The sequence below is a fragment of the Lysinibacillus sp. PWR01 genome, assembly GCF_043359455.1.
In the GTDB taxonomy this organism is placed as follows: domain Bacteria; phylum Bacillota; class Bacilli; order Bacillales_A; family Planococcaceae; genus Lysinibacillus; species Lysinibacillus fusiformis_F.
Map to the genome: position 1 here is coordinate 44,000 of NZ_JBHERJ010000083.1, position 17,797 is coordinate 61,796.

The window sequence follows — 17,797 nt, forward strand, 5'->3', positions numbered from 1 at the left end:
CTACTTATTTTACCCAGCCTAAGATCATTTCTCGTAATAATTTTGAAGCTGTGTTTGCTGTCATTTCTGAAGAATCATAGATTGGTGCTACTTCAACAAGGTCAAAACCTACAACATTTACACCACTTGCTGCAATAGCGTGGATGGAAGCGAGCAATTCTTTCGATGTAATGCCACCACAGTCTACTGTACCAGTGCCTGGTGCGTGTGCTGGATCTAGAACGTCAATATCAATTGTTACATACACATTGCGTCCAGCTAATGTTGGGAGAACCTCTTTTAACGGTTCAAGCACTTCAAATTTTGAAATGTGCATACCGTTTTCCTTTGCCCAATCAAACTCTTCTTTCATGCCTGAACGGATACCAAATGAATAGACATTTTTCGGCCCAATATGTTCTGCAATTTTACGAATAGGTGTAGAGTGCGAAAGTGGCTCTCCCTCATATTCCACACGTAAATCTGTATGTGCATCAAAGTGAATAATTGCAAGATCATCATATTTAGCTGATACAGCCTTCATCACAGGCCACGATACTAAATGCTCTCCACCCATGCCGACAGGAACCTTGTCATCCGCTAATAATTTTTCAATAAATTTCTCAATTTCATCTAATGAACGCTGTGCATTACCGAATGGTAGTGGAATATCGCCTGCGTCAAAGTACTTTACTTCATCAAGCTCACGATCCAGGTATGGGCTGTACTCCTCAAGACCAATGGATACCTCACGGATACGTTGTGGACCAAAACGTGATCCTGGACGATAACTTACTGTCCAATCCATTGGCATGCCATAAATCACTGCCTGTGCATCGTCATATGTAGGATGACTTTTTATAAAAACATTTCCTGAATAAGCTTCATCAAATCTCATTGCTAGCCCTCCATATTATTAAAATATTGTGTTGATCATCATTTTTCCGACTTCTTCTATTATGGCTTACAGGATTGTAATGAAACCTGTATCCTTTTATCCTCGTATACATTATTGGAACGTCTAGCAAATTTCGATTAAAATCTACAAGGTGCGATTTTTTTGTCGAATGCCAGCATTTCAAGTAGTACAAAAAAAGTATAGATGTTTTTGAATAAAGTGCAATAGTTTTTAGTTAGAATTTCGATTAAAGATGAATGTTCGAACACATACTAAAGCTAAGTTCGAAGCTGTGAGAAAACGAGGTGAAGTCGGATGAAACGAAAAAGCTATCATCGAAAGCAACAGCGTGTAAAGCGCACACGCAAAAGTCTTACGCTATTTGTCGCCTTTACATCTGCAATTGTTGTAGCATTTGTCGCACTCCGCATCTATGTTCAAGTGGCTGGTGCACCGCCTTTAACCGTACCAAAGGCTTCCATTTTCTTAGATGAAAATGAGCACCAAATTGGAGATCACTTTACAAATCAACGAAGATATTGGGTGGGTCTCGATGAGATGTCACCTTATTTAAAGGAAGCTGTAGTTGCTGTTGAAGATAAGGATTTTTATGAACATGGCGGTTTCGATTATTCACGTATTGCTGGTGCCATTTTAGTGGATATAAAGGCTGGTGGAAAGGTTCAAGGAGCTAGTACCATTACACAACAATATGCTCGTAACCTTTATCTTTCCCATGAAAAGTCTTGGACACGTAAATTGAACGAAGCCCTGTATGCTTATAGATTAGAAGTTTTTTATGATAAGGACGAAATACTAGAGGGCTATTTAAATACAGTATATTACGGTCACGGTATGTATGGAGTAGAAGCTGCCAGCCGTTTTTATTTCGGGAAATCTGCTAGTGATTTAACGCTTGCAGAAGCAGCAATGCTAACAGGTGTACCAAAAGGTCCAAGCATTTATTCACCAATTGCCAATTTAGATAAGGCTACCAATCGTCAACACGTTATTTTAAAACTTATGGCAGACCAAGGCGCCATTACACAAGAAGAAAAAGCGCGTGCTGAAAATGAACAGCTTGTCTTAAAAAATGATAGCTGGGTTGCAACCAAATCTGTTGCCCCTTATTTCCTAGATGTGGCTTGGCAAGAAGCAAGTGAAATTTTAAAATCAAAAAATCTCGATATTAGTGAAGGCGGCTGGACGATTCAAACAACGCTTAATCTAGAGCATCAAAAAGCGGCTGAAGAAGCGGTAGCCAAAAATATGCCTGCTAATGATCTGCAATCTGCGTTCGTGAGTATGGAATCGAAAACAGGAGCTGTCACTGCATTAGTCGGTGGTCGTGACTATTCAGTAAGCTCATTTAACCGGGTTACACAAGCCAAACGTCAACCAGGTTCTACTATTAAGCCGATTTTATATGCAGCGGCGCTTGAAAATGGTTATACACCACTAACTTTTTTAGATGTTGGTGAAACAACTTTTACTTATGATAATGGGCGTGGCACTTATGCACCTAAAAACGTCAATGGTCAATTCGCAGATCATGATATGACGATGGCACAAGCCATTGCTATCTCGGATAATATTTACGCAGTAAAAACCTTAGAGGACATTGGTTTCAAAGAGTTTCATGATATGGCAAACCGTTTTAATGTAGGGATTGGTGCGAAGGATAATTTATCAATTGCACTTGGTACGATTGAAACAACATTGTATGAAATGACGAATGCATATAATGTTTTGGCATCACAAGGACAGCAAACAACACCAACAACCATTGTATCCATTAAAAATGCACATGGGGATGTTATTTATGAAAACAAAGTTGTTGCAAGTAAAGCGGAAACAGCCATTTCCAAAGAAAATGCATACATCTTAACAGAAATGATGACAGGTATTTTTGATCCGGTATTCAGTGACTATTCACCTGCTACAGGAATTAGTATTCGTTCACGTATGACACACACATATGCTGCTAAATCAGGCTCTACCAATAGTGATCAATGGTTAATCGGTTTTACACCAAGACTTACTGCTGGTGTATGGAATGGCTATGATCAGGGTAAAAACCTTACGACGAAGGAAGATACTGCTGCAACAAAGCAAATCTGGATTGACTTTATGGAAGCTGTTAATAAAGGTACAAAAAATGAAGATTTCAAAAAGCCAAAAGGTGTTGAAGGTGTTGTCATTGATATCGAAACAGGTAAATTAGCGACTGACGCATGTCCTAAACAACGTCTTGTATATATGGAATCTAAGGATGTACCGACTGAGAAATGTACAAATTTCGACATTCTTGACAGTAATACATGGGGAGAATTTTGGAATATGCTACCATTCTCTATATTTAAGGACTAAAAAACAAACAATAATCCGGAAACCTTTTTAAACCTAATACGTTGTAAGTTATGAAGGCTCTCGACAAAGTAACTGATATACGAAAAAATAAGAAAAGCTTTCTCTTCCCCGGAGACGTGTCCGTGGGAACAGAAAGCTTTTCTTTTTTATGGTCCGCGAAGTATGAGCATCATGGGGCATTTGGCTTGGGTTTGGGTTGTTCAAATGCCGCATAGCGCTCATCGCATTCGCGAGACCAAGTGTCCTAGCTTACTAAAATGTAAGCTCTGCATCAAGTGTACTTTGTTTCAAACCCACTTTCAACCTAATATCGAAAGCGATTGCAAAATGTCACAGATTGTTCAATCATTATGAGTCTATTCGACAAATAAGTCTTGACGCAATTGCTCCCCACTACGTCCCCACAAGTCTGGATTAAGTTGCTCAAGGAAAGTAGCTAACACTTTTTTAGACGGTGCATCCATATGCTCCACAATAATATGACGCTTCATGGATTTATCCATTTTATTCACATGGTCAGCTAGAATTTTATAGCCTCGTCTTTTTTCACGGTTAACAACCATTTCACAAGCTGTTACACCCGCATAATAAGGCCCATCTTCTTTATGATCTATCGTCACCCATACGAGCCAATATGGTTTTCCACCCTCTGAATCAGCACGGTCCATTGTAAATTTAATACCACGCTCTACGTCACTCCGTGCATGCATGGCACCAATTTCAACAGAAGCCGTTCCCTCTTCTACATCAACAATAACCGGCGATACATTCTCTAATGAAAGTGAACCGATACCAAACCCTTTATGTCCATCTGTTGGATCATTTTTTATAATCGTAAAACCCATTTTTTGTTTTGGTTTTTCTTCATTTGCCATACTTAAATATCCTCCATTCTGCTATTATAAAGGAAAGCATATCAACGCATATTTTGTCGAAACAATCACTATTTTCGCCATCGCGCATATGCCTCAACGCAAGTAAGAAGTTTATACTTTCTTATAAACTAACTATACAACATTATTCTATAAAGGAGGCAATATTATGCCATACGTAACAGTGAAAATGCTTGAAGGTCGTACAGAGGAACAAAAACGTGCTCTTGTAAAGGAAGTAACAGAGGCCGTATCTCGCACAGTGAATGCACCTGCAGAAAATGTAACAGTTTTTATCGAAGAAATGTCTAAAAACCATTACGGCGTTGCAGGCGTTCGTTTTAGCGACAAATAATAGTAAGATGGGTAGAGCACAACAGAGCGCTCTACCCTTTTTTATAATCACTTCATGAAAATGCTAGTGCCAGCTACAACTTACTTTTCGTCTTTTCTTAACAATGTTAGTATTTGCTGTTTGATGGTTGGATGTGTAGCTTCATCCTCTAAGAAATCTAATGGAAAATAGATTTTATGATCTCGTTTCATACGTCCTGATATGGAATCGACAATAATGGATTCACGTGAAAGTTCCCGCAGCTCACCATTTTTCATTTCTAGAAAAATAGGTACACGGACTTCTTCCTCACCAGGTCTGTAAAAATCATATGGTAGATCTGCCGTTGTATCATGAACAAGATAATAATCAGGGTTCAAGTCTGCCTTTTTGAAAAGCTCTTGGAGTTTTTGATATTTATTGAGCTCCACACCAGGGTCTAAATCAATGTATTGAAATAGCTTGCGATTCACAAAGCGGCGACTTAAATCACTTAGAATAGCATCTTCCTCTTGCATCCATAACTGAAAATATGTAAAAAGTATACTCTCGTCTAACGCAAGATAATCCTCTAATGTAATAGCATTACGGAAGAATGCTAGGAAATGAGTAGGCTCATGCTTAAATGTATAGCCCGCTAAGCTTAATTGTTTTACTCTTTTTAAAATATTATTTAAAATTACCTCTGCGCTTCGTGACACAGGATGGAAATAAATTTGTAAGTACATTTGATAGCGACTCATTATATAGTCTTCCACCGCATGCATGCCTGTTGCTTTGATCACCACTTGATTTTTACGCGGACGCATTACTCTCAAAATCCGTTCCATATCAAAGTGACCGTAGCTAACACCTGTAAAATAAGCATCACGTTGTAAGTAATCCATACGATCCGCATCAATTTGGCTAGAAATTAAACTAATTACTTGCTTATTTGGATATGTCTTTCCAATCACTTGTGATACCTTTTCTGGAAAATCATCTGCCACTTTTTTTAAGATAGCATTTACTTCCGTATCACCCAACAAAATTTGCCTTGTGTAATATTCATGATCAAGCTCAAAAACATTTTCAAAAGCATGAGAAAATGGTCCATGCCCTAAATCATGTAAAAGGGCTGCACATAATACTAATAGTCTTTCACTTTCATCCCAATCTGGACGACCAACAAAGATATCATCTACTATGCGACGTACAATTTCGTAAACCCCAAGAGAATGACTAAAGCGACTGTGTTCCGCTCCATGAAATACTAAAAATGTGGTACCTAGCTGACGAATTCTACGTAAACGCTGAAATTCTCTTGTACCCACTAAATCCCATATCACTTGATCTCGAACATGTACATAACGGTGTACTGGGTCTTTAAATACCTTTTCTTCTTCTAATTTAGCGTTTGCATATGTCATTTGGATAGCACCCCCATTTTGTTATAGTTCTATTATATGCGATAAATCTAGGACTAGCATACTTATTGCCATTTTTCTATAGATATTAACAACCTATTTCCATTACTTTCATCATTATTTTTAAATCTATATTGGTCTAATTTCTCAACATATAAAAATAAGCAAAACAAAAACTATCTCCTCAAGTAGAGATAGCTTTTCATTTTACTTTTTTAATTTTGCTAAAACCTTTTCCATTAGTTCATCTTCTGTTAACGCAGCAACTGGGCGGCTATTTACAAAGGTAAATGTCTTTTTGCGTCCTGGACCACAGTAAGAATGACAGCCAATTTCGATGGTTGCATCAGGATCGATTTCCTTTAATTTTGGAATTAACGTCTTTAAGTTAACGGCCTGACATTCATCGCAAACTTTAAATTCGTTTGCCATTTTGTCAACAACCCTTTCTATATAGTATTTTTTCAAACATAATCTCGCTCTATTGAACACATGACCTTCACATATTTAAGTATGCAGCATGTGCACAAACCTACATCGGGTATTGTATCGCACTTTTCCCCTTCTATTCAAGCATAATTCCTTCTACATAGATGAATAAAAGGTTAAAAGATTGGTCATGCTAATCTTAAATAACAAGTTCCAGATAAAGGTGGGAGGATTTTAATATGAGTAAAATAAGACAAGATGCTTGGTTAAAAGAAAACGATGAATTACTAGCAGAAGCGGTAATCCGTCATGTAACAGAGGGCAGCACACAGCTAAATGCCTTCGAAGAAGCCGGTGATGCATTAAATCGTACTGCGGCAGCCTGTGGTTTTCGTTGGAATGCTGTTGTTCGTAAAGAATACGAGGGACAATTAGCAGAAGCTAAAAAGGAAAGAAAAGAGAGAATGCGAGTGTTGGGAGCCCCAGCAAGACGCCGTACTTCTAGTATGTTTACAGTAAATAATAGTGCTGCTGAAGGAAAGTCAATTCCGCTATCCGCTCTTTCTCTTGATATTGTCATAGCTTATTTACTACGTTTACAGCATTCTGGTGAAGTAGGAAATGAATCTTCAAAATGGCGACAACTAGTACATGTAACATCTGAGAAAAATAAAAAACTAGAGAAAACCATTACAAAATTAGAAGAAGAAAATCGAGCGATCCGCAAAGATTACGAGCAATTTGTTCAAATTATGAATCGCGCTAGACGTCTCGTTACGCTTGATGAAGAGGAAGAGCGAATTGCACCTGTTTTTAAAATGGAGAAAAACGGAAATCTTGTAACAAGTAGTTCTATTTATCAACCAGAAAATGGCGATGCGCTAAATTAGCCGCATCGCTTTTTTCTATTTCATATAATCAACCTTTTACTTCCGTTCAAGCATTTTCGCGTTGCGCTCAAAAACACGCTGTAAATAGAAACCATACAACGTTATTTCTTCATCATAGAAGGATTGTGGACGAACTTCTTGGGCCAAATGATAAAGTAGTTGCTGCAAACGAATAACGACCGCTTCTACTGTTAAATTCGGGTCAACAAGCTCTGATAGCGAAGCCATTACTTCAGGCACGATTTGAGGGTAAGTGAATTTTGTTTCCTCTTGTCGTAAGCTTACGTCATAAAAGTCTCGAATAAGTGCCGCGCGTTGCGAGCCACTTCCTTCAATACATAAATAAATTTGCACTGCCACCCCTTGACGTAAGCGTCTTTGTGAAATGCCAGCAAATTTTTTCCCTTCAATACTTAAATCATAAGAACCTGGGCAATAAGAGCCGACAATTTCATAAGCCTCAATTTTATCAGCTACTTCTGGGAACAACCCCTTCACAAGATCAACCATCACATCATAGCCATCGTTTATACTGAGTGACTCTGTTTGTTCAGACAATACAATAGAAATATTGAGAACCCCTTCATCTAGTACAACTGCTAATCCACCAGAGTTACGAACGATAGGATGATAGCCTCTCGATTCTAGTAATTCCATACCTTGCTGGACATAGGGCAAACGATGATCCTGAATACCGAGCACAACAGATGCTTCATGAACCCATGTACGAATTGTGGGTGGGGACGTCAATTGACCAACTAATTGGCACAACGTATCATCCGTTGCAAAAGATTCAAGCGGTGATCTTTGCTTCGCACTAATGGATTGATCATAATAACGCCAAATTGGCTGTTGTAAAATATGTTTCATATTGGTACTCCTCTAATTACATCTCTTCTCTTTAGAATACATTATCTTTAGTTGGTGTCAAATTCGTGAATTACTATCATGAACTTAGGGATTTTGTACAAACTATGATAAACTAATTTTTGAATGGTATTCACTTATAAAGGAGTGTTTTCAATAATGAATGAAGCAGCAATTACGTTAGATGGTTGGTACGCTTTACATGATTTCCGCTCAATCGACTGGGCTTCTTGGAAACTTGTTTCTGCAGAGGAACGTCAAGCAGCAGTAGAGGAATTTGTTGCATATTTAGAAAAACTGAACGAAGCAGACGTCGCTAAAACAGGTGCTCATGCCTTTTATGCAATCGTTGGTCAAAAAGCTGACTTTATGATTATGACATTGCGTGAAACAATGGATGAGTTACAAGAGCTTGAAGCAGAATTCAATAAATTAGCTATAGCAGATTTTACAATTCCTACATATTCTTATGTATCTGTTGTAGAGCTTTCAAACTATTTAGCTGGCGAATCAAATGAAGATCCTTACCAAAATCCACATGTACGTGCACGTCTATATCCAGAACTTCCACGTGCTAAATATGTATGCTTCTATCCAATGGATAAACGCCGTCAAGGGAACGACAACTGGTACATGCTATCAATGGATGAGCGTAAATCATTAATGCGTTCTCATGGAATGATTGGTCGCGGCTATGCTGGTAAAGTAAAACAAATTATTACTGGCTCTGTAGGCTTCGATGATCACGAATGGGGCGTAACTTTATTTGCTGATGACGTACTACAATTCAAAAAATTAGTATATGAAATGCGCTTTGATGAAGTATCGGCACGCTACGGCGAGTTTGGTGAATTCTTCGTCGGAAACCTACTTGATAACGATAAATTGGTTAAATTCTTAACTGTTTAATAGCTCATTAAAAATGCGAGTCCGCCAATATGGACTCGCATTTTTAAATTTCGTTTTCTTCAGCATTCTCGGATTCAAATATTAAAATAATGATGTGAATAAAAAATCCAGTTAGCATCATAAGAAAAACTAAATACCAATTATATGGTTGATGATAATATTCTGCTATTCCAACTGCCAGAAAAGCGCTGATAATGATTGCTACAAACATACTAAAAATACGCATGAAAACGCTCCTTCATACAAACAAAAATAAAGTCAATTTTAGTATGTCTCGGTATATTTTTAATATACTAGCAAGGCTAAGGTTTCCATAAAAATAATGATGTCTCATTGAAATAGCAGCTAAAACAAGCATTCATCCCCTATTAAGGAGCAGTCTTTTTTCCTGATACTTCGCTTTCCACACGAAAAAATTTACTCACCCAACATAAAAAAGTGCCATCCTTCTGCGATGACACTTTCTTAATCCCAACACTTTTCTTCTACATACTTCATTAAGAGCTCTCGTCCTTTACTTTTAAAATTAAGATAACCGTTTGAATAAAAAAACCGATCACAATAATGACAATAAAGAGATACCAATGGAGCGGCTGTCCATAAAACTCCCCTAATAGAAAAGCTAGTACTGCACTTAATAAAATTCCAAACCAAACCCCAATTTCCATAAACCATCACCTCACATGTATTGGATACACATGCAATTCATTTGATCTCACGTTCCCCTAATTCTATTTTTTTCTATTTACCCGTTTTAATAAAAAAACTATCGGTCTTGCAGGGTTTCGAAGTATTTTCTACGTACTTGTCGCTATTACTACTATATGCATAGTAATTTTAATGTGTGATTGTCTTTCTTAACAAAATTGAACATGTCTACAATACCTTCATGCATATACTGTCTGCGAGGAGGTATGAAAATCGCTGTTATTAAGACGAATGATGCACAGACAGCCCTACTCGCAAGGCTAATGCGTGCCGAAGCAGAAGGTGAAGGAGAGTTAGGCATGCTGATGGTTGGGAATGTTGGCGTTAATCGTGTAAGAGGTGATTGTTTAGATTTTGGTGATATTCGAACGATTGAACAAATGGTTTATCAGCGTCCGGGAGGCTTTGAGGCAACACAAAAGGGTTATTTTTATCAGCGAGCACGTGATCAAGATATTCGGTTAGCTAAAAGGGTTATTCAGGGTGAAAGATTTCATCCAGCTACCCGCTCTTTGTGGTTTTTCATGCCAGCAGGTGATTGTCCTGCACAATGGTATGGCCAATGGAATACTGGCAGATTCAAATCTCATTGTTTTTTCTCGCCAACTGAACAAGATTGTCCTCAAATTTAAAAAGAAAGTAGGTTGATAATTGATGATGCCTTATTATTGGACACCAACAACGCAACAACAAATGACTCCTCCTCCAGTCACACTTCCAAGCGGGCGACCACCTGGCCGTGAAGAGTCCTATATAGAAAATATTTTACGATTGAATCGTGGAAAACCTGCTACCTTCCATTTTTCTTTTGAGCATGCAGTGGAGCAGGGAAAAAACACAAAAACTGTTCGTGGTGTGGTAGAAGCCGCTGGTAGAGACCATGTCATTATTCGTGAACTTAAATCCAATCATCGTTTTCTTTTCCCTATGATTTATTTCGATTTTGCTGAGTATGATGAGGAAATGGCCTACTTTAATCAAAATCCATAATTCAATCTTCTAGTGTAAAAATCCGCAATACACTCACTGACCAAAAAAGTCGATGAGCGTATGCGGATTTTTATCATTCGCTATAATTAATTTTCTATTAGATACGTTAAAGTTGCTTTACCTAAGGTTTTCGCTGCTATGAGCATTGCACGTTCATCAAAATCAAAGCGTGCATGATGATGCGGATAGGCCTTTTCCCATTCTGGCTTTTTCGCCCCTGTGAAGAAAAATGTGCCTGGTACTTTTTCTAAATAATACGCAAAGTCTTCCCCAATCATAAATGGTGGACATGTTATTACTTGCTCTACACCTGGGACAGTCGACGCCAACTGTGCCACAAACGCTGTTTCTTTCTGATGGTTATAAACAGGTGGATAACCTCTTGTGTAACGATATTCGTAACTTGCCCCAAATGCCAGACAAGTCGCATTCAATACCGCTTCTAACTCTTGCTCCATTTGTGTGCGTACTTCTTCTTCAAACGTACGAATTGTTCCCGCCAATACTACTCGATCAGCAATAACATTAAACGGATTAATGGCCTCAAAATGACCAATTGTTAAAACAGCTGATTTCAATGGATCAATACGTCTTGAAACAAGCTGTTGAGCATTGACGACAAATTGTGAGGCAAGGGTAACAGCATCAATGGAATGATGCGGCTCTGCGCCATGTCCACCCTTCCCTTGAACCGTGATTTCTACTTTATCTGCAGCTGCCATAATGGCTCCATCTTTCACTAAAATTTCTCCTAATGGTGTAGGCGCCCATAAATGCGTACCAAAAATTACATCTACGCCATCTAAACAACCACCCTCTATCATCGACTTAGCTCCACCTGGTGCTACTTCCTCTGCATGCTGATGAATAAATACCACATTGCCAGCAATTTCGTCCTTCATCGCATTCAGTGCCTTAGCTAGTCCAAGTAATGTAGCTGTATGTCCATCATGTCCACAAGCATGCATTTTTCCAGCTATTTTAGATTGATACGGTACATCATTCTCCTCTTGTATCGCTAATGCGTCAAAATCAGCTCGCAATGCTACTGTTTTACCAGGCTTTTCACCACGTAATATCGCTACGACACCACGTCCTCCCACTCCTTCACGAACCTCATGACCCAATTCTCTATGAAAAGCAGCTATATAGGCTGGCGTTTCCACTTCTTCAAAGGATAATTCAGGATATTGATGTAAATGACGACGAATCCCTACCATCTCATCATAGTTTGCATCTATTAATGCAAATAGTTTTTCCATACTACATAACCTCACTTTTGATATTTTCGAAATATTGCAAGTAATATTAGTAGTGTACTATAAATTCTTACAAAATGGATAGGATTTAAATTGCTATCTTTAGAAAATGACTGATAACAAAGAAAAACTCTCCTACAAATCATGTAAGAGAGTCAATTTAAAATTAGCGAGCATGTTTGAGAGCAGTTAAAATAATAAGTAGCCATCCAGCTAAAAATAGTACACCACCAATTGGTGTAATAGCTCCCAATACTTTAATACCACTTATTGCTAGCACATATAAGCTACCAGAAAAGAAAACAATGCCAAGATTAAAGAATATTCCTGCTAGATTTAATTGTTTCACTTCACCTAATAATTTAGAGCTCATTAATAGACCAATAACTAGTAATCCAGTAGCGTGAAACATTTGATATTGCACAGCCGTTTCCCAAATACCTTGACTATATTCATCTAAAACTTCCTTTAAAGCATGTGCACCGAATGCACCGAATGCCACTGCTAATAGGCCATGAAGAGCACCTGTCACGATAAATCTTTTCATTTCTCGTTACCCTACCTTTTAAATGAATTAAAAATCAAAAATGGAATCACCATTTGCTCCATCTTCTTCAATCTTTGCTGTATATAAAGTGGATGGTTTTGACTCTGTTACAAGCATCTGCGGTACATGCTTATGGGGAGTGATAGATGCTGTCTCACCTGGAGAATCTAACACCACATCACATAATGCTCTGATGGCTGTAAGGGCCTCACGAATTTGCTGATCATTCCCCGCATTTTTTGCACTAGATAATTGTTTTTCAAGTTGCTGTATAACGGCTTGATAAGAAATCATTACATTCTCCCACTTTCTACTTTTGGTACGAATTTTAAACAATCCACACCCGAGGATTGCTTCACAACAACGGATGGTATTTGCTTTGTTTTAAAGCCATAAGCTACACATGCTCGTGGGGTTTGAGGGTCCCAGGTTACTTTAAAAAATTGACATTTGAAACAATTCACCTTCATCGTCGTCCCTCACTTTCTTCTATATTAAATGTATCATGATTGATCATGTGTATAAAGTAAACGATTTGTGCCAATCTATTCTAAACACCAATCAATTGGCTGCTTGCCCCACTCCACTAATTGTTGATTAATCTTTGAATAAGGTTTACTACCGAAGAATCCTCGGTAAGCACTTAATGGACTTGGATGTGGCGCTTCGAGTATGACATGAGGTGTTTTATATTTTCGGATTAATTGCTTTTTGCGTTGCGCTGGTTTACCCCACAATACAAAAATTAGTGGCTCTTCTCTTGCAGCTAATAGATCGATAACAGCATCGGTAAATTGCTCCCAACCTTGTTCTTTATGGGAATTTGCTTGTCCTGCTCGAACCGTAAGCACCGTATTTAATAGCATAACACCCTGTTCAGCCCACTTTGTTAGCGTTCCATTTTGAGGAATTGGACAGCCTAAATCATCCTGTAGCTCTTGAAACATATTCCGTAAGCTAGGAGGATGTGGAATACCTGGTTTAACAGAAAAGCTTAACCCATGCGCTTGATTAGGTCCATGATATGGGTCTTGTCCTAAAATAACAACCTTCACATCATGATATGCTGTTGTATAAAATGCGTTCATCACATCATTCATTGGTGGATAAATGGTTTGTGTCGAATATTCATTTGCGACAAATTGACGTAGTTTTTGATAGTACGGTTTTTCCAACTCTTCTTTGAGTACTTCTTGCCAATCATTCGGGAATACTTGTTTCATCGTTCTTTAAGCCCCTTTCTCTTCTTACAACGGTACAAAAAATTAAAGATGAATTCAAGCATCAGTTGAAACTGACCATATAAAAATATAGTATTCTGGCTATTCTTATAGAATCAGAATCGGACTATACTAGAAGGTAATTTTATAACTCTTAACGATAAAGGGGATTTTTTACATGACTCTAAAAAAAACATTAACAATTGCAGGATCAGATACATCAGGCGGCGCAGGGATGCAGGCTGATCTCAAAACATTCCAAGAGCATGGTACATATGGTATGGTGGCATTAACAGTTGTCGTAACAATGGACCCGAATGGCTGGACACACAACGTCACACCTTTGCCAACTGAGTTACTACAAAAACAAATTGACACAGCTCTTTCCACAGGAATTGATGCCATTAAGACAGGGATGCTCTCAACAGAAGAAATTATTCGCATTGCTGGAGAGGCTATCGCAAATTCAGGCACTCCAAATGTTGTCATCGATCCTGTTATGGTATGTAAAGGTGACGATGAAGTACTGAATCCTGGAAACACAGATGCTATGGTTCAGCATCTTTTACCACTAGCGGCGGTAACAACACCAAATCTTTTTGAAGCGGGACAATTAGCTGGCACAGGTACACCAAAAAACATTGATGACATGAAGATCGCAGCTCGTAAAATCCACGAACTAGGGGCTAAAGCTGTTGTCATTAAAGGTGGAAAAGCACTAGCCACTGAAAAAGCAACAGACTTATTCTTTGATGGTGAAACATTCTACTTATTAGAAGCTGAAAAAGTTGCTTCTACTAATAACCACGGTGCAGGCTGTACATTTGCTGCTTCTGTAACAGCCAATCTTGCTAACGGTCTTTCTATTAAAGACTCTGTCATTGAAGCGAAAGAGTTTGTATCCGCAGCCATCGCACACGGCTGGGCGCTAAATGATTATGTAGGTCCTGTCATGCATGGAGCAAAATCCCGTTTTGGTGCTCCTCAAGTAACAGTAACTGAAATATAAGCATGAAGGGATGTCTCAAAGTCATTTGAGACACCCCTCTTTTTACATATAATTTTCCACCATTTCTAGCCGATAATCCCATGGATCATTCATTGATATAAATTGCGCTAATGCTTTACTTTCCTTTTTACGTTCAGCACGTGCCTTCGCTCGCTCTGAAGCTGTTTCATGCAATTTTGTCTCTTCTACTGTTTCAGGAATTACTCGTGGAACCAACGCTGGTTTATTATTTTCATCCAATGCAACAAATGTTAATAATGCAGTCGCTGCCACCTTTCTCTCTCCTGTTTTCAAGTTTTCAGAAATAACCTTGACAAAAACCTCCATAGAAGACCTTCCAGTCCATGTTACATAGGATTCGAAATAAACAGAATCTGTCGGGCGAATGGGATGTAGGAAATCGACAGAATCAGTTGAAGCTGTGACACAGTCTTTCCTGCTATGCTTTGCTGCTGAAATGGAAGCAACTTGATCAATATCGCTCATCAGTCGCCCACCAAATAATGTATTATGATTATTCACATCATTTGGAAACACACGACTTGTACGCATCACTCTTGATTCCTTACAATTTTTAAAGTCCTTATTCACATTAATTCCCCCTCTAAGCGTCTGTTTATTCCTACTATAATGCTATATTTAAATGGAAAAATCAATTTAATTATTAGAAAATTACAAACATTAAACAATCCGTTAACGATTAGTATTTATTAGATAAAGATAAAAATAGGACAAGATACGTTAATGCTTCATATCCCATATATTAGCTGTATGGGAGGGGAAAAGATGAAAAAAAACAAAGTAGAGGACTTAACGGAAGAATCAGGTTTACTAGCTGGGGAAATCACCTCTTCAAAAGTTGAAGTAATTGCTTCCATCATATTAACACTTGGTTACTCATTATCCACCCTTGCCACAATATTAGCTCTTCAGGAGGAGGAAGAATTGGCACAAGCCAAAACAACTGAAACGCAAGATCAAAATCTTTATATGAAGCAAATGTTTAAACAATTACAAAATGTTAATAATCGTTTAGATACAATAGAACGAAAGCTTAATCGATACTAACAAATACATAGCCTACACAAATGTTCAATAAAAAAATCGCGACTCTCCGTCATAAAAGAGAGTCGCGATTTTTTATTATACTATGATAATGAGCTTCATTTTTCTTCCCTTATTCACAACTACCATACATAGCCTGTTCAAGGAACGTCATCTATTGTACCAAGATAGAAGTCGTTATTTCTGAAATATTACTTCCTTCAACAGGTGGAGCTGTCTACACACACGAATTAGGAAGAAGTCATGGTTGCAATATCTTTTCAGATGTGAAAACGGATACAATACGAAACGACACATTTTGTACATATTTATTTTCACACTCCCTATATTGATACATTACAATAATTTTTTCAAGAATATTGCTTAAGAACTTGTCATAGATTTAGAGATGATGATTCATTTCTCTTGATGCTAGGATCGATTTTCGCAATCTCAAAAAAATCTGGACCCAATGAGCTGAGGTATATAGATACAAATCATCATTTTTTCATAACAAAGCAATCAATTTCCCTTTGCGAATTTTTTTTACTATACTTAAAGGAGAAATGATCGAGAGGAGTGTTAAGATGCAAGAAGTACAAGTAGAGACGTTGCAAAAATTGCTGAATTCTTTCGCCAACAAAGACGTTTATATTCATCTTGAGACGACAAACGGATCTTATGCAGCACACTATGATGAACAGTTTTTTAATGCTGGTGCTTTTATTCGCAATGCTAAAATTAATTATGAGCTTGCTAAGGTTGTAGACAATGCACCTCATCGTGTGGGTTTAAAATTACCTCATGGCTGGGTTTATGCACAAGGCATTACACATTTTGAATTAGATGATTTAGGCCGTTTATTAATGGCTGGACTAGACTACTCTGGAAAATTGGCGATTGCACTTGAAATTAGTGAAACGCCATTTACCTACTAAGGGGGACGACTATTTGAATTTACAACCACAACGTCATATTTTAATTGTGTACCCTCACCCAGATGACGAGGCTTTTTCAGTTGCTGGGACCATCGCCCACTATACAAAGAAAATGAATACACCTGTTACATATGCCTGTTTAACATTAGGCGAAATGGGACGTAATTTAGGTAATCCACCCTTTGCAACGCGCGAGTCCTTACCTGAAATTCGCCGCAAGGAATTGGTTGCAGCAGCAGAGGCAATGGGTATTCAAGATTTACGTATGCTCGGTTTACGAGATAAAACAATTGAATTTGAAGATGATGAGAAAATGGTAAAGTTAGTGGAAGGGTTAATCGAAGAACTAATGCCTTCTTTAATTTTCACATTCTTGCCTGGCTTTGCTGTCCACCCAGACCACGAAGCAACTGCACGTGCTGTAGTTGAAGCTGTACGTCGTATGCCAAATGCTGCTCGTCCACAAGTATTGGGCTGTGCCTTCGCCAATGATACGATTGAAAAAAATGGCGAACCACATGTTGTTTACGATATTCGTGAAATGCGAATGGACAAATTAAAAGCATTACAAGCTCATGCATCTCAAACTGGTTGGATGATGCAGGAGACGGAAAAACGTATTGATGATGGCGAACCAATGAGCGAGAGCTGGCTAAATGTTGAAAAATTCTATATTGTTGACCCAGATAAATATGTAAAATAAAAAAAGTACTGTTCTCGTTTTTAGAGAACAGTACTTTTCATGCTGTTGAAAAAAGATGATGTCAACGGCAGAAAAAGTAACTTTGCAAGGTGAGAGGTTGATTTCCGTTCCGCCAGCGTCCTTTCCAGGGGGCGTCCGATGAGCCGCTTCACTCACTTCCGTTCGCTCCAGGGCCTCCTCTGTGACGCTAAATCCCCTAGGAGTGAGCTGGCTCCACTCCAATCACCCATTCTGCAAAAGTGTCTTTTCCTCATTTTTCATACTAGCGGTAGCGATCAAAATAGCCCATGATTTGTATGATTAGAAAAAGGATAGGCTTTTATTTTCAATGTAGAGAAGTGATGAATGACAACACCTCTTCCTAAAGAGTAGTGAACACCTTCACTTTATTTGAAAACATTTGCTAAAAAGATTACGTTTTATGG

The 17,797-nt window shown here is 38.2% G+C and carries 23 protein-coding genes; 10 read left to right on the forward strand and 13 right to left on the reverse strand.

Features of this window, described 5'->3' with window-relative positions:
- Nucleotides 1-4: 4 nt before the first annotated feature.
- A complete protein-coding gene (gene speB / locus ACEVFT_RS18740) occupies nt 5-877 on the reverse strand; it encodes an agmatinase (RefSeq protein ID WP_342442402.1) in 873 nt (290 codons plus the stop codon).
- Nucleotides 878-1,192: 315 nt separating this feature from the next.
- Here speB and ACEVFT_RS18745 point away from each other — a divergent pair, with 315 nt between their 5' ends.
- Nucleotides 1,193-3,247, forward strand: a complete 2,055-nt coding sequence (locus tag ACEVFT_RS18745) for a transglycosylase domain-containing protein (protein ID WP_342442401.1) — start codon at nt 1,193-1,195, stop codon at nt 3,245-3,247.
- Between the two features lie 356 nt (nt 3,248-3,603).
- Here the strand turns inward: ACEVFT_RS18745 and ACEVFT_RS18750 are convergent, their stop codons facing one another.
- Nucleotides 3,604-4,122 (reverse strand): YwhD family protein, encoded by a 519-nt coding sequence (locus ACEVFT_RS18750; protein ID WP_205446745.1) that lies wholly within the window; start codon nt 4,120-4,122, stop codon nt 3,604-3,606.
- 166 nt (nt 4,123-4,288) lie between these two features.
- Here ACEVFT_RS18750 and ACEVFT_RS18755 point away from each other — a divergent pair, with 166 nt between their 5' ends.
- The gene (locus ACEVFT_RS18755; protein ID WP_004231516.1) at nt 4,289-4,474 is read left to right on the forward strand and encodes a 2-hydroxymuconate tautomerase; all 186 of its coding nucleotides are present in this window, start codon (nt 4,289-4,291) and stop codon (nt 4,472-4,474) included.
- 80 nt (nt 4,475-4,554) lie between these two features.
- Here the strand turns inward: ACEVFT_RS18755 and ACEVFT_RS18760 are convergent, their stop codons facing one another.
- Complete coding sequence (locus ACEVFT_RS18760) at nt 4,555-5,862, reverse strand: HD domain-containing protein (RefSeq protein WP_205446744.1); 1,308 nt, start codon at nt 5,860-5,862, stop codon at nt 4,555-4,557.
- Between the two features lie 204 nt (nt 5,863-6,066).
- Nucleotides 6,067-6,291, reverse strand: a complete 225-nt coding sequence (locus ACEVFT_RS18765) for a YuzB family protein (RefSeq protein ID WP_004227652.1) — start codon at nt 6,289-6,291, stop codon at nt 6,067-6,069.
- Nucleotides 6,292-6,527: 236 nt separating this feature from the next.
- Here ACEVFT_RS18765 and ACEVFT_RS18770 point away from each other — a divergent pair, with 236 nt between their 5' ends.
- Nucleotides 6,528-7,178 (forward strand): RsfA family transcriptional regulator, encoded by a 651-nt coding sequence (locus tag ACEVFT_RS18770; RefSeq protein WP_205446743.1) that lies wholly within the window; start codon nt 6,528-6,530, stop codon nt 7,176-7,178.
- A 36-nt stretch (nt 7,179-7,214) separates the two neighbouring features.
- On the opposite strand, the gene lipL is transcribed toward ACEVFT_RS18770, so the two are convergent.
- Nucleotides 7,215-8,048, reverse strand: a complete 834-nt coding sequence (lipL, locus tag ACEVFT_RS18775) for an octanoyl-[GcvH]:protein N-octanoyltransferase (protein ID WP_342442400.1) — start codon at nt 8,046-8,048, stop codon at nt 7,215-7,217.
- Between the two features lie 156 nt (nt 8,049-8,204).
- Between lipL and hemQ the strand changes: the two genes are divergently transcribed.
- On the forward strand, nt 8,205-8,954 hold the full coding sequence (hemQ, locus tag ACEVFT_RS18780; protein ID WP_205446741.1) for a hydrogen peroxide-dependent heme synthase: 750 nt from the start codon (nt 8,205-8,207) through the stop codon (nt 8,952-8,954).
- A 43-nt stretch (nt 8,955-8,997) separates the two neighbouring features.
- On the opposite strand, the gene ACEVFT_RS18785 is transcribed toward hemQ, so the two are convergent.
- On the reverse strand, nt 8,998-9,180 hold the full coding sequence (locus ACEVFT_RS18785; protein ID WP_016993376.1) for a hypothetical protein: 183 nt from the start codon (nt 9,178-9,180) through the stop codon (nt 8,998-9,000).
- A 271-nt stretch (nt 9,181-9,451) separates the two neighbouring features.
- Nucleotides 9,452-9,622: a hypothetical protein gene (locus ACEVFT_RS18790; protein ID WP_016993377.1), complete on the reverse strand. Its 171-nt coding sequence runs from the start codon at nt 9,620-9,622 to the stop codon at nt 9,452-9,454.
- A gap of 246 nt (nt 9,623-9,868) precedes the next feature.
- Here ACEVFT_RS18790 and ACEVFT_RS18795 point away from each other — a divergent pair, with 246 nt between their 5' ends.
- Both ACEVFT_RS18795 and gerQ read left to right on the forward strand, forming a co-directional pair.
- Nucleotides 9,869-10,294 (forward strand): cell wall hydrolase, encoded by a 426-nt coding sequence (locus tag ACEVFT_RS18795; RefSeq protein ID WP_004227631.1) that lies wholly within the window; start codon nt 9,869-9,871, stop codon nt 10,292-10,294.
- Nucleotides 10,295-10,316: 22 nt separating this feature from the next.
- Nucleotides 10,317-10,652, forward strand: a complete 336-nt coding sequence (gerQ, locus tag ACEVFT_RS18800) for a spore coat protein GerQ (protein ID WP_004227629.1) — start codon at nt 10,317-10,319, stop codon at nt 10,650-10,652.
- 86 nt (nt 10,653-10,738) lie between these two features.
- Here gerQ and ACEVFT_RS18805 read toward each other — a convergent pair whose 3' ends face one another.
- The 5 genes from ACEVFT_RS18805 to ACEVFT_RS18825 all read right to left on the reverse strand — a co-directional run bounded on the left by ACEVFT_RS18805 (nt 10,739) and on the right by ACEVFT_RS18825 (nt 13,681).
- Nucleotides 10,739-11,914 (reverse strand): M20 family metallopeptidase, encoded by a 1,176-nt coding sequence (locus ACEVFT_RS18805; RefSeq protein WP_393951003.1) that lies wholly within the window; start codon nt 11,912-11,914, stop codon nt 10,739-10,741.
- 163 nt (nt 11,915-12,077) lie between these two features.
- Nucleotides 12,078-12,458: a DUF423 domain-containing protein gene (locus tag ACEVFT_RS18810; protein WP_205446739.1), complete on the reverse strand. Its 381-nt coding sequence runs from the start codon at nt 12,456-12,458 to the stop codon at nt 12,078-12,080.
- A gap of 27 nt (nt 12,459-12,485) precedes the next feature.
- On the reverse strand, nt 12,486-12,752 hold the full coding sequence (locus tag ACEVFT_RS18815; RefSeq protein WP_393951004.1) for a YwdI family protein: 267 nt from the start codon (nt 12,750-12,752) through the stop codon (nt 12,486-12,488).
- Nucleotides 12,752-12,928 (reverse strand): uracil-DNA glycosylase, encoded by a 177-nt coding sequence (locus tag ACEVFT_RS18820; protein WP_205446737.1) that lies wholly within the window; start codon nt 12,926-12,928, stop codon nt 12,752-12,754. The genes ACEVFT_RS18815 and ACEVFT_RS18820 overlap by 1 nt, the downstream gene beginning before the upstream one ends.
- A gap of 75 nt (nt 12,929-13,003) precedes the next feature.
- A complete protein-coding gene (locus ACEVFT_RS18825; protein ID WP_131520763.1) occupies nt 13,004-13,681 on the reverse strand; it encodes a uracil-DNA glycosylase in 678 nt (225 codons plus the stop codon).
- A gap of 175 nt (nt 13,682-13,856) precedes the next feature.
- Between ACEVFT_RS18825 and thiD the strand changes: the two genes are divergently transcribed.
- Nucleotides 13,857-14,687 (forward strand): bifunctional hydroxymethylpyrimidine kinase/phosphomethylpyrimidine kinase, encoded by an 831-nt coding sequence (gene thiD, locus ACEVFT_RS18830; RefSeq protein WP_205446735.1) that lies wholly within the window; start codon nt 13,857-13,859, stop codon nt 14,685-14,687.
- 42 nt (nt 14,688-14,729) lie between these two features.
- Here thiD and ACEVFT_RS18835 read toward each other — a convergent pair whose 3' ends face one another.
- Complete coding sequence (locus ACEVFT_RS18835; RefSeq protein WP_393951005.1) at nt 14,730-15,278, reverse strand: acyl-CoA thioesterase; 549 nt, start codon at nt 15,276-15,278, stop codon at nt 14,730-14,732.
- 195 nt (nt 15,279-15,473) lie between these two features.
- Between ACEVFT_RS18835 and ACEVFT_RS18840 the strand changes: the two genes are divergently transcribed.
- From ACEVFT_RS18840 to bshB2, 3 genes are all read left to right on the forward strand, one after another.
- On the forward strand, nt 15,474-15,755 hold the full coding sequence (locus tag ACEVFT_RS18840; RefSeq protein WP_048393429.1) for a hypothetical protein: 282 nt from the start codon (nt 15,474-15,476) through the stop codon (nt 15,753-15,755).
- A gap of 563 nt (nt 15,756-16,318) precedes the next feature.
- Nucleotides 16,319-16,669: a YojF family protein gene (locus ACEVFT_RS18845; protein ID WP_004225428.1), complete on the forward strand. Its 351-nt coding sequence runs from the start codon at nt 16,319-16,321 to the stop codon at nt 16,667-16,669.
- A 13-nt stretch (nt 16,670-16,682) separates the two neighbouring features.
- On the forward strand, nt 16,683-17,372 hold the full coding sequence (bshB2, locus tag ACEVFT_RS18850; RefSeq protein WP_393951006.1) for a bacillithiol biosynthesis deacetylase BshB2: 690 nt from the start codon (nt 16,683-16,685) through the stop codon (nt 17,370-17,372).
- Nucleotides 17,373-17,797: the final 425 nt, after the last annotated feature.

Excerpts from the sequence above, each read along its gene's own strand:
- ACEVFT_RS18825 (WP_131520763.1), bottom strand. The coding sequence starts at position 13,681 with ATGAAACAAGTATTCCCGAATGATTGGCAAGAAGTACTCAAAGAAGAG.
- hemQ (WP_205446741.1), top strand. The coding sequence starts at position 8,205 with ATGAATGAAGCAGCAATTACGTTAGATGGTTGGTACGCTTTACATGAT.
- ACEVFT_RS18805 (WP_393951003.1), bottom strand. The coding sequence starts at position 11,914 with ATGGAAAAACTATTTGCATTAATAGATGCAAACTATGATGAGATGGTA.
- ACEVFT_RS18765 (WP_004227652.1), bottom strand. The coding sequence starts at position 6,291 with ATGGCAAACGAATTTAAAGTTTGCGATGAATGTCAGGCCGTTAACTTA.
- gerQ (WP_004227629.1), top strand. The coding sequence starts at position 10,317 with ATGATGCCTTATTATTGGACACCAACAACGCAACAACAAATGACTCCT.
- speB (WP_342442402.1), bottom strand. The coding sequence starts at position 877 with ATGAGATTTGATGAAGCTTATTCAGGAAATGTTTTTATAAAAAGTCAT.
- ACEVFT_RS18755 (WP_004231516.1), top strand. The coding sequence starts at position 4,289 with ATGCCATACGTAACAGTGAAAATGCTTGAAGGTCGTACAGAGGAACAA.
- ACEVFT_RS18785 (WP_016993376.1), bottom strand. The coding sequence starts at position 9,180 with ATGCGTATTTTTAGTATGTTTGTAGCAATCATTATCAGCGCTTTTCTG.
- ACEVFT_RS18750 (WP_205446745.1), bottom strand. The coding sequence starts at position 4,122 with ATGGCAAATGAAGAAAAACCAAAACAAAAAATGGGTTTTACGATTATA.
- lipL (WP_342442400.1), bottom strand. The coding sequence starts at position 8,048 with ATGAAACATATTTTACAACAGCCAATTTGGCGTTATTATGATCAATCC.
- ACEVFT_RS18770 (WP_205446743.1), top strand. The coding sequence starts at position 6,528 with ATGAGTAAAATAAGACAAGATGCTTGGTTAAAAGAAAACGATGAATTA.
- ACEVFT_RS18760 (WP_205446744.1), bottom strand. The coding sequence starts at position 5,862 with ATGACATATGCAAACGCTAAATTAGAAGAAGAAAAGGTATTTAAAGAC.
- ACEVFT_RS18790 (WP_016993377.1), bottom strand. The coding sequence starts at position 9,622 with ATGGAAATTGGGGTTTGGTTTGGAATTTTATTAAGTGCAGTACTAGCT.
- ACEVFT_RS18815 (WP_393951004.1), bottom strand. The coding sequence starts at position 12,752 with ATGATTTCTTATCAAGCCGTTATACAGCAACTTGAAAAACAATTATCT.
- ACEVFT_RS18840 (WP_048393429.1), top strand. The coding sequence starts at position 15,474 with ATGAAAAAAAACAAAGTAGAGGACTTAACGGAAGAATCAGGTTTACTA.
- ACEVFT_RS18820 (WP_205446737.1), bottom strand. The coding sequence starts at position 12,928 with ATGAAGGTGAATTGTTTCAAATGTCAATTTTTTAAAGTAACCTGGGAC.
- ACEVFT_RS18795 (WP_004227631.1), top strand. The coding sequence starts at position 9,869 with ATGAAAATCGCTGTTATTAAGACGAATGATGCACAGACAGCCCTACTC.
- ACEVFT_RS18745 (WP_342442401.1), top strand. The coding sequence starts at position 1,193 with ATGAAACGAAAAAGCTATCATCGAAAGCAACAGCGTGTAAAGCGCACA.
- ACEVFT_RS18810 (WP_205446739.1), bottom strand. The coding sequence starts at position 12,458 with ATGAAAAGATTTATCGTGACAGGTGCTCTTCATGGCCTATTAGCAGTG.
- thiD (WP_205446735.1), top strand. The coding sequence starts at position 13,857 with ATGACTCTAAAAAAAACATTAACAATTGCAGGATCAGATACATCAGGC.
- ACEVFT_RS18845 (WP_004225428.1), top strand. The coding sequence starts at position 16,319 with ATGCAAGAAGTACAAGTAGAGACGTTGCAAAAATTGCTGAATTCTTTC.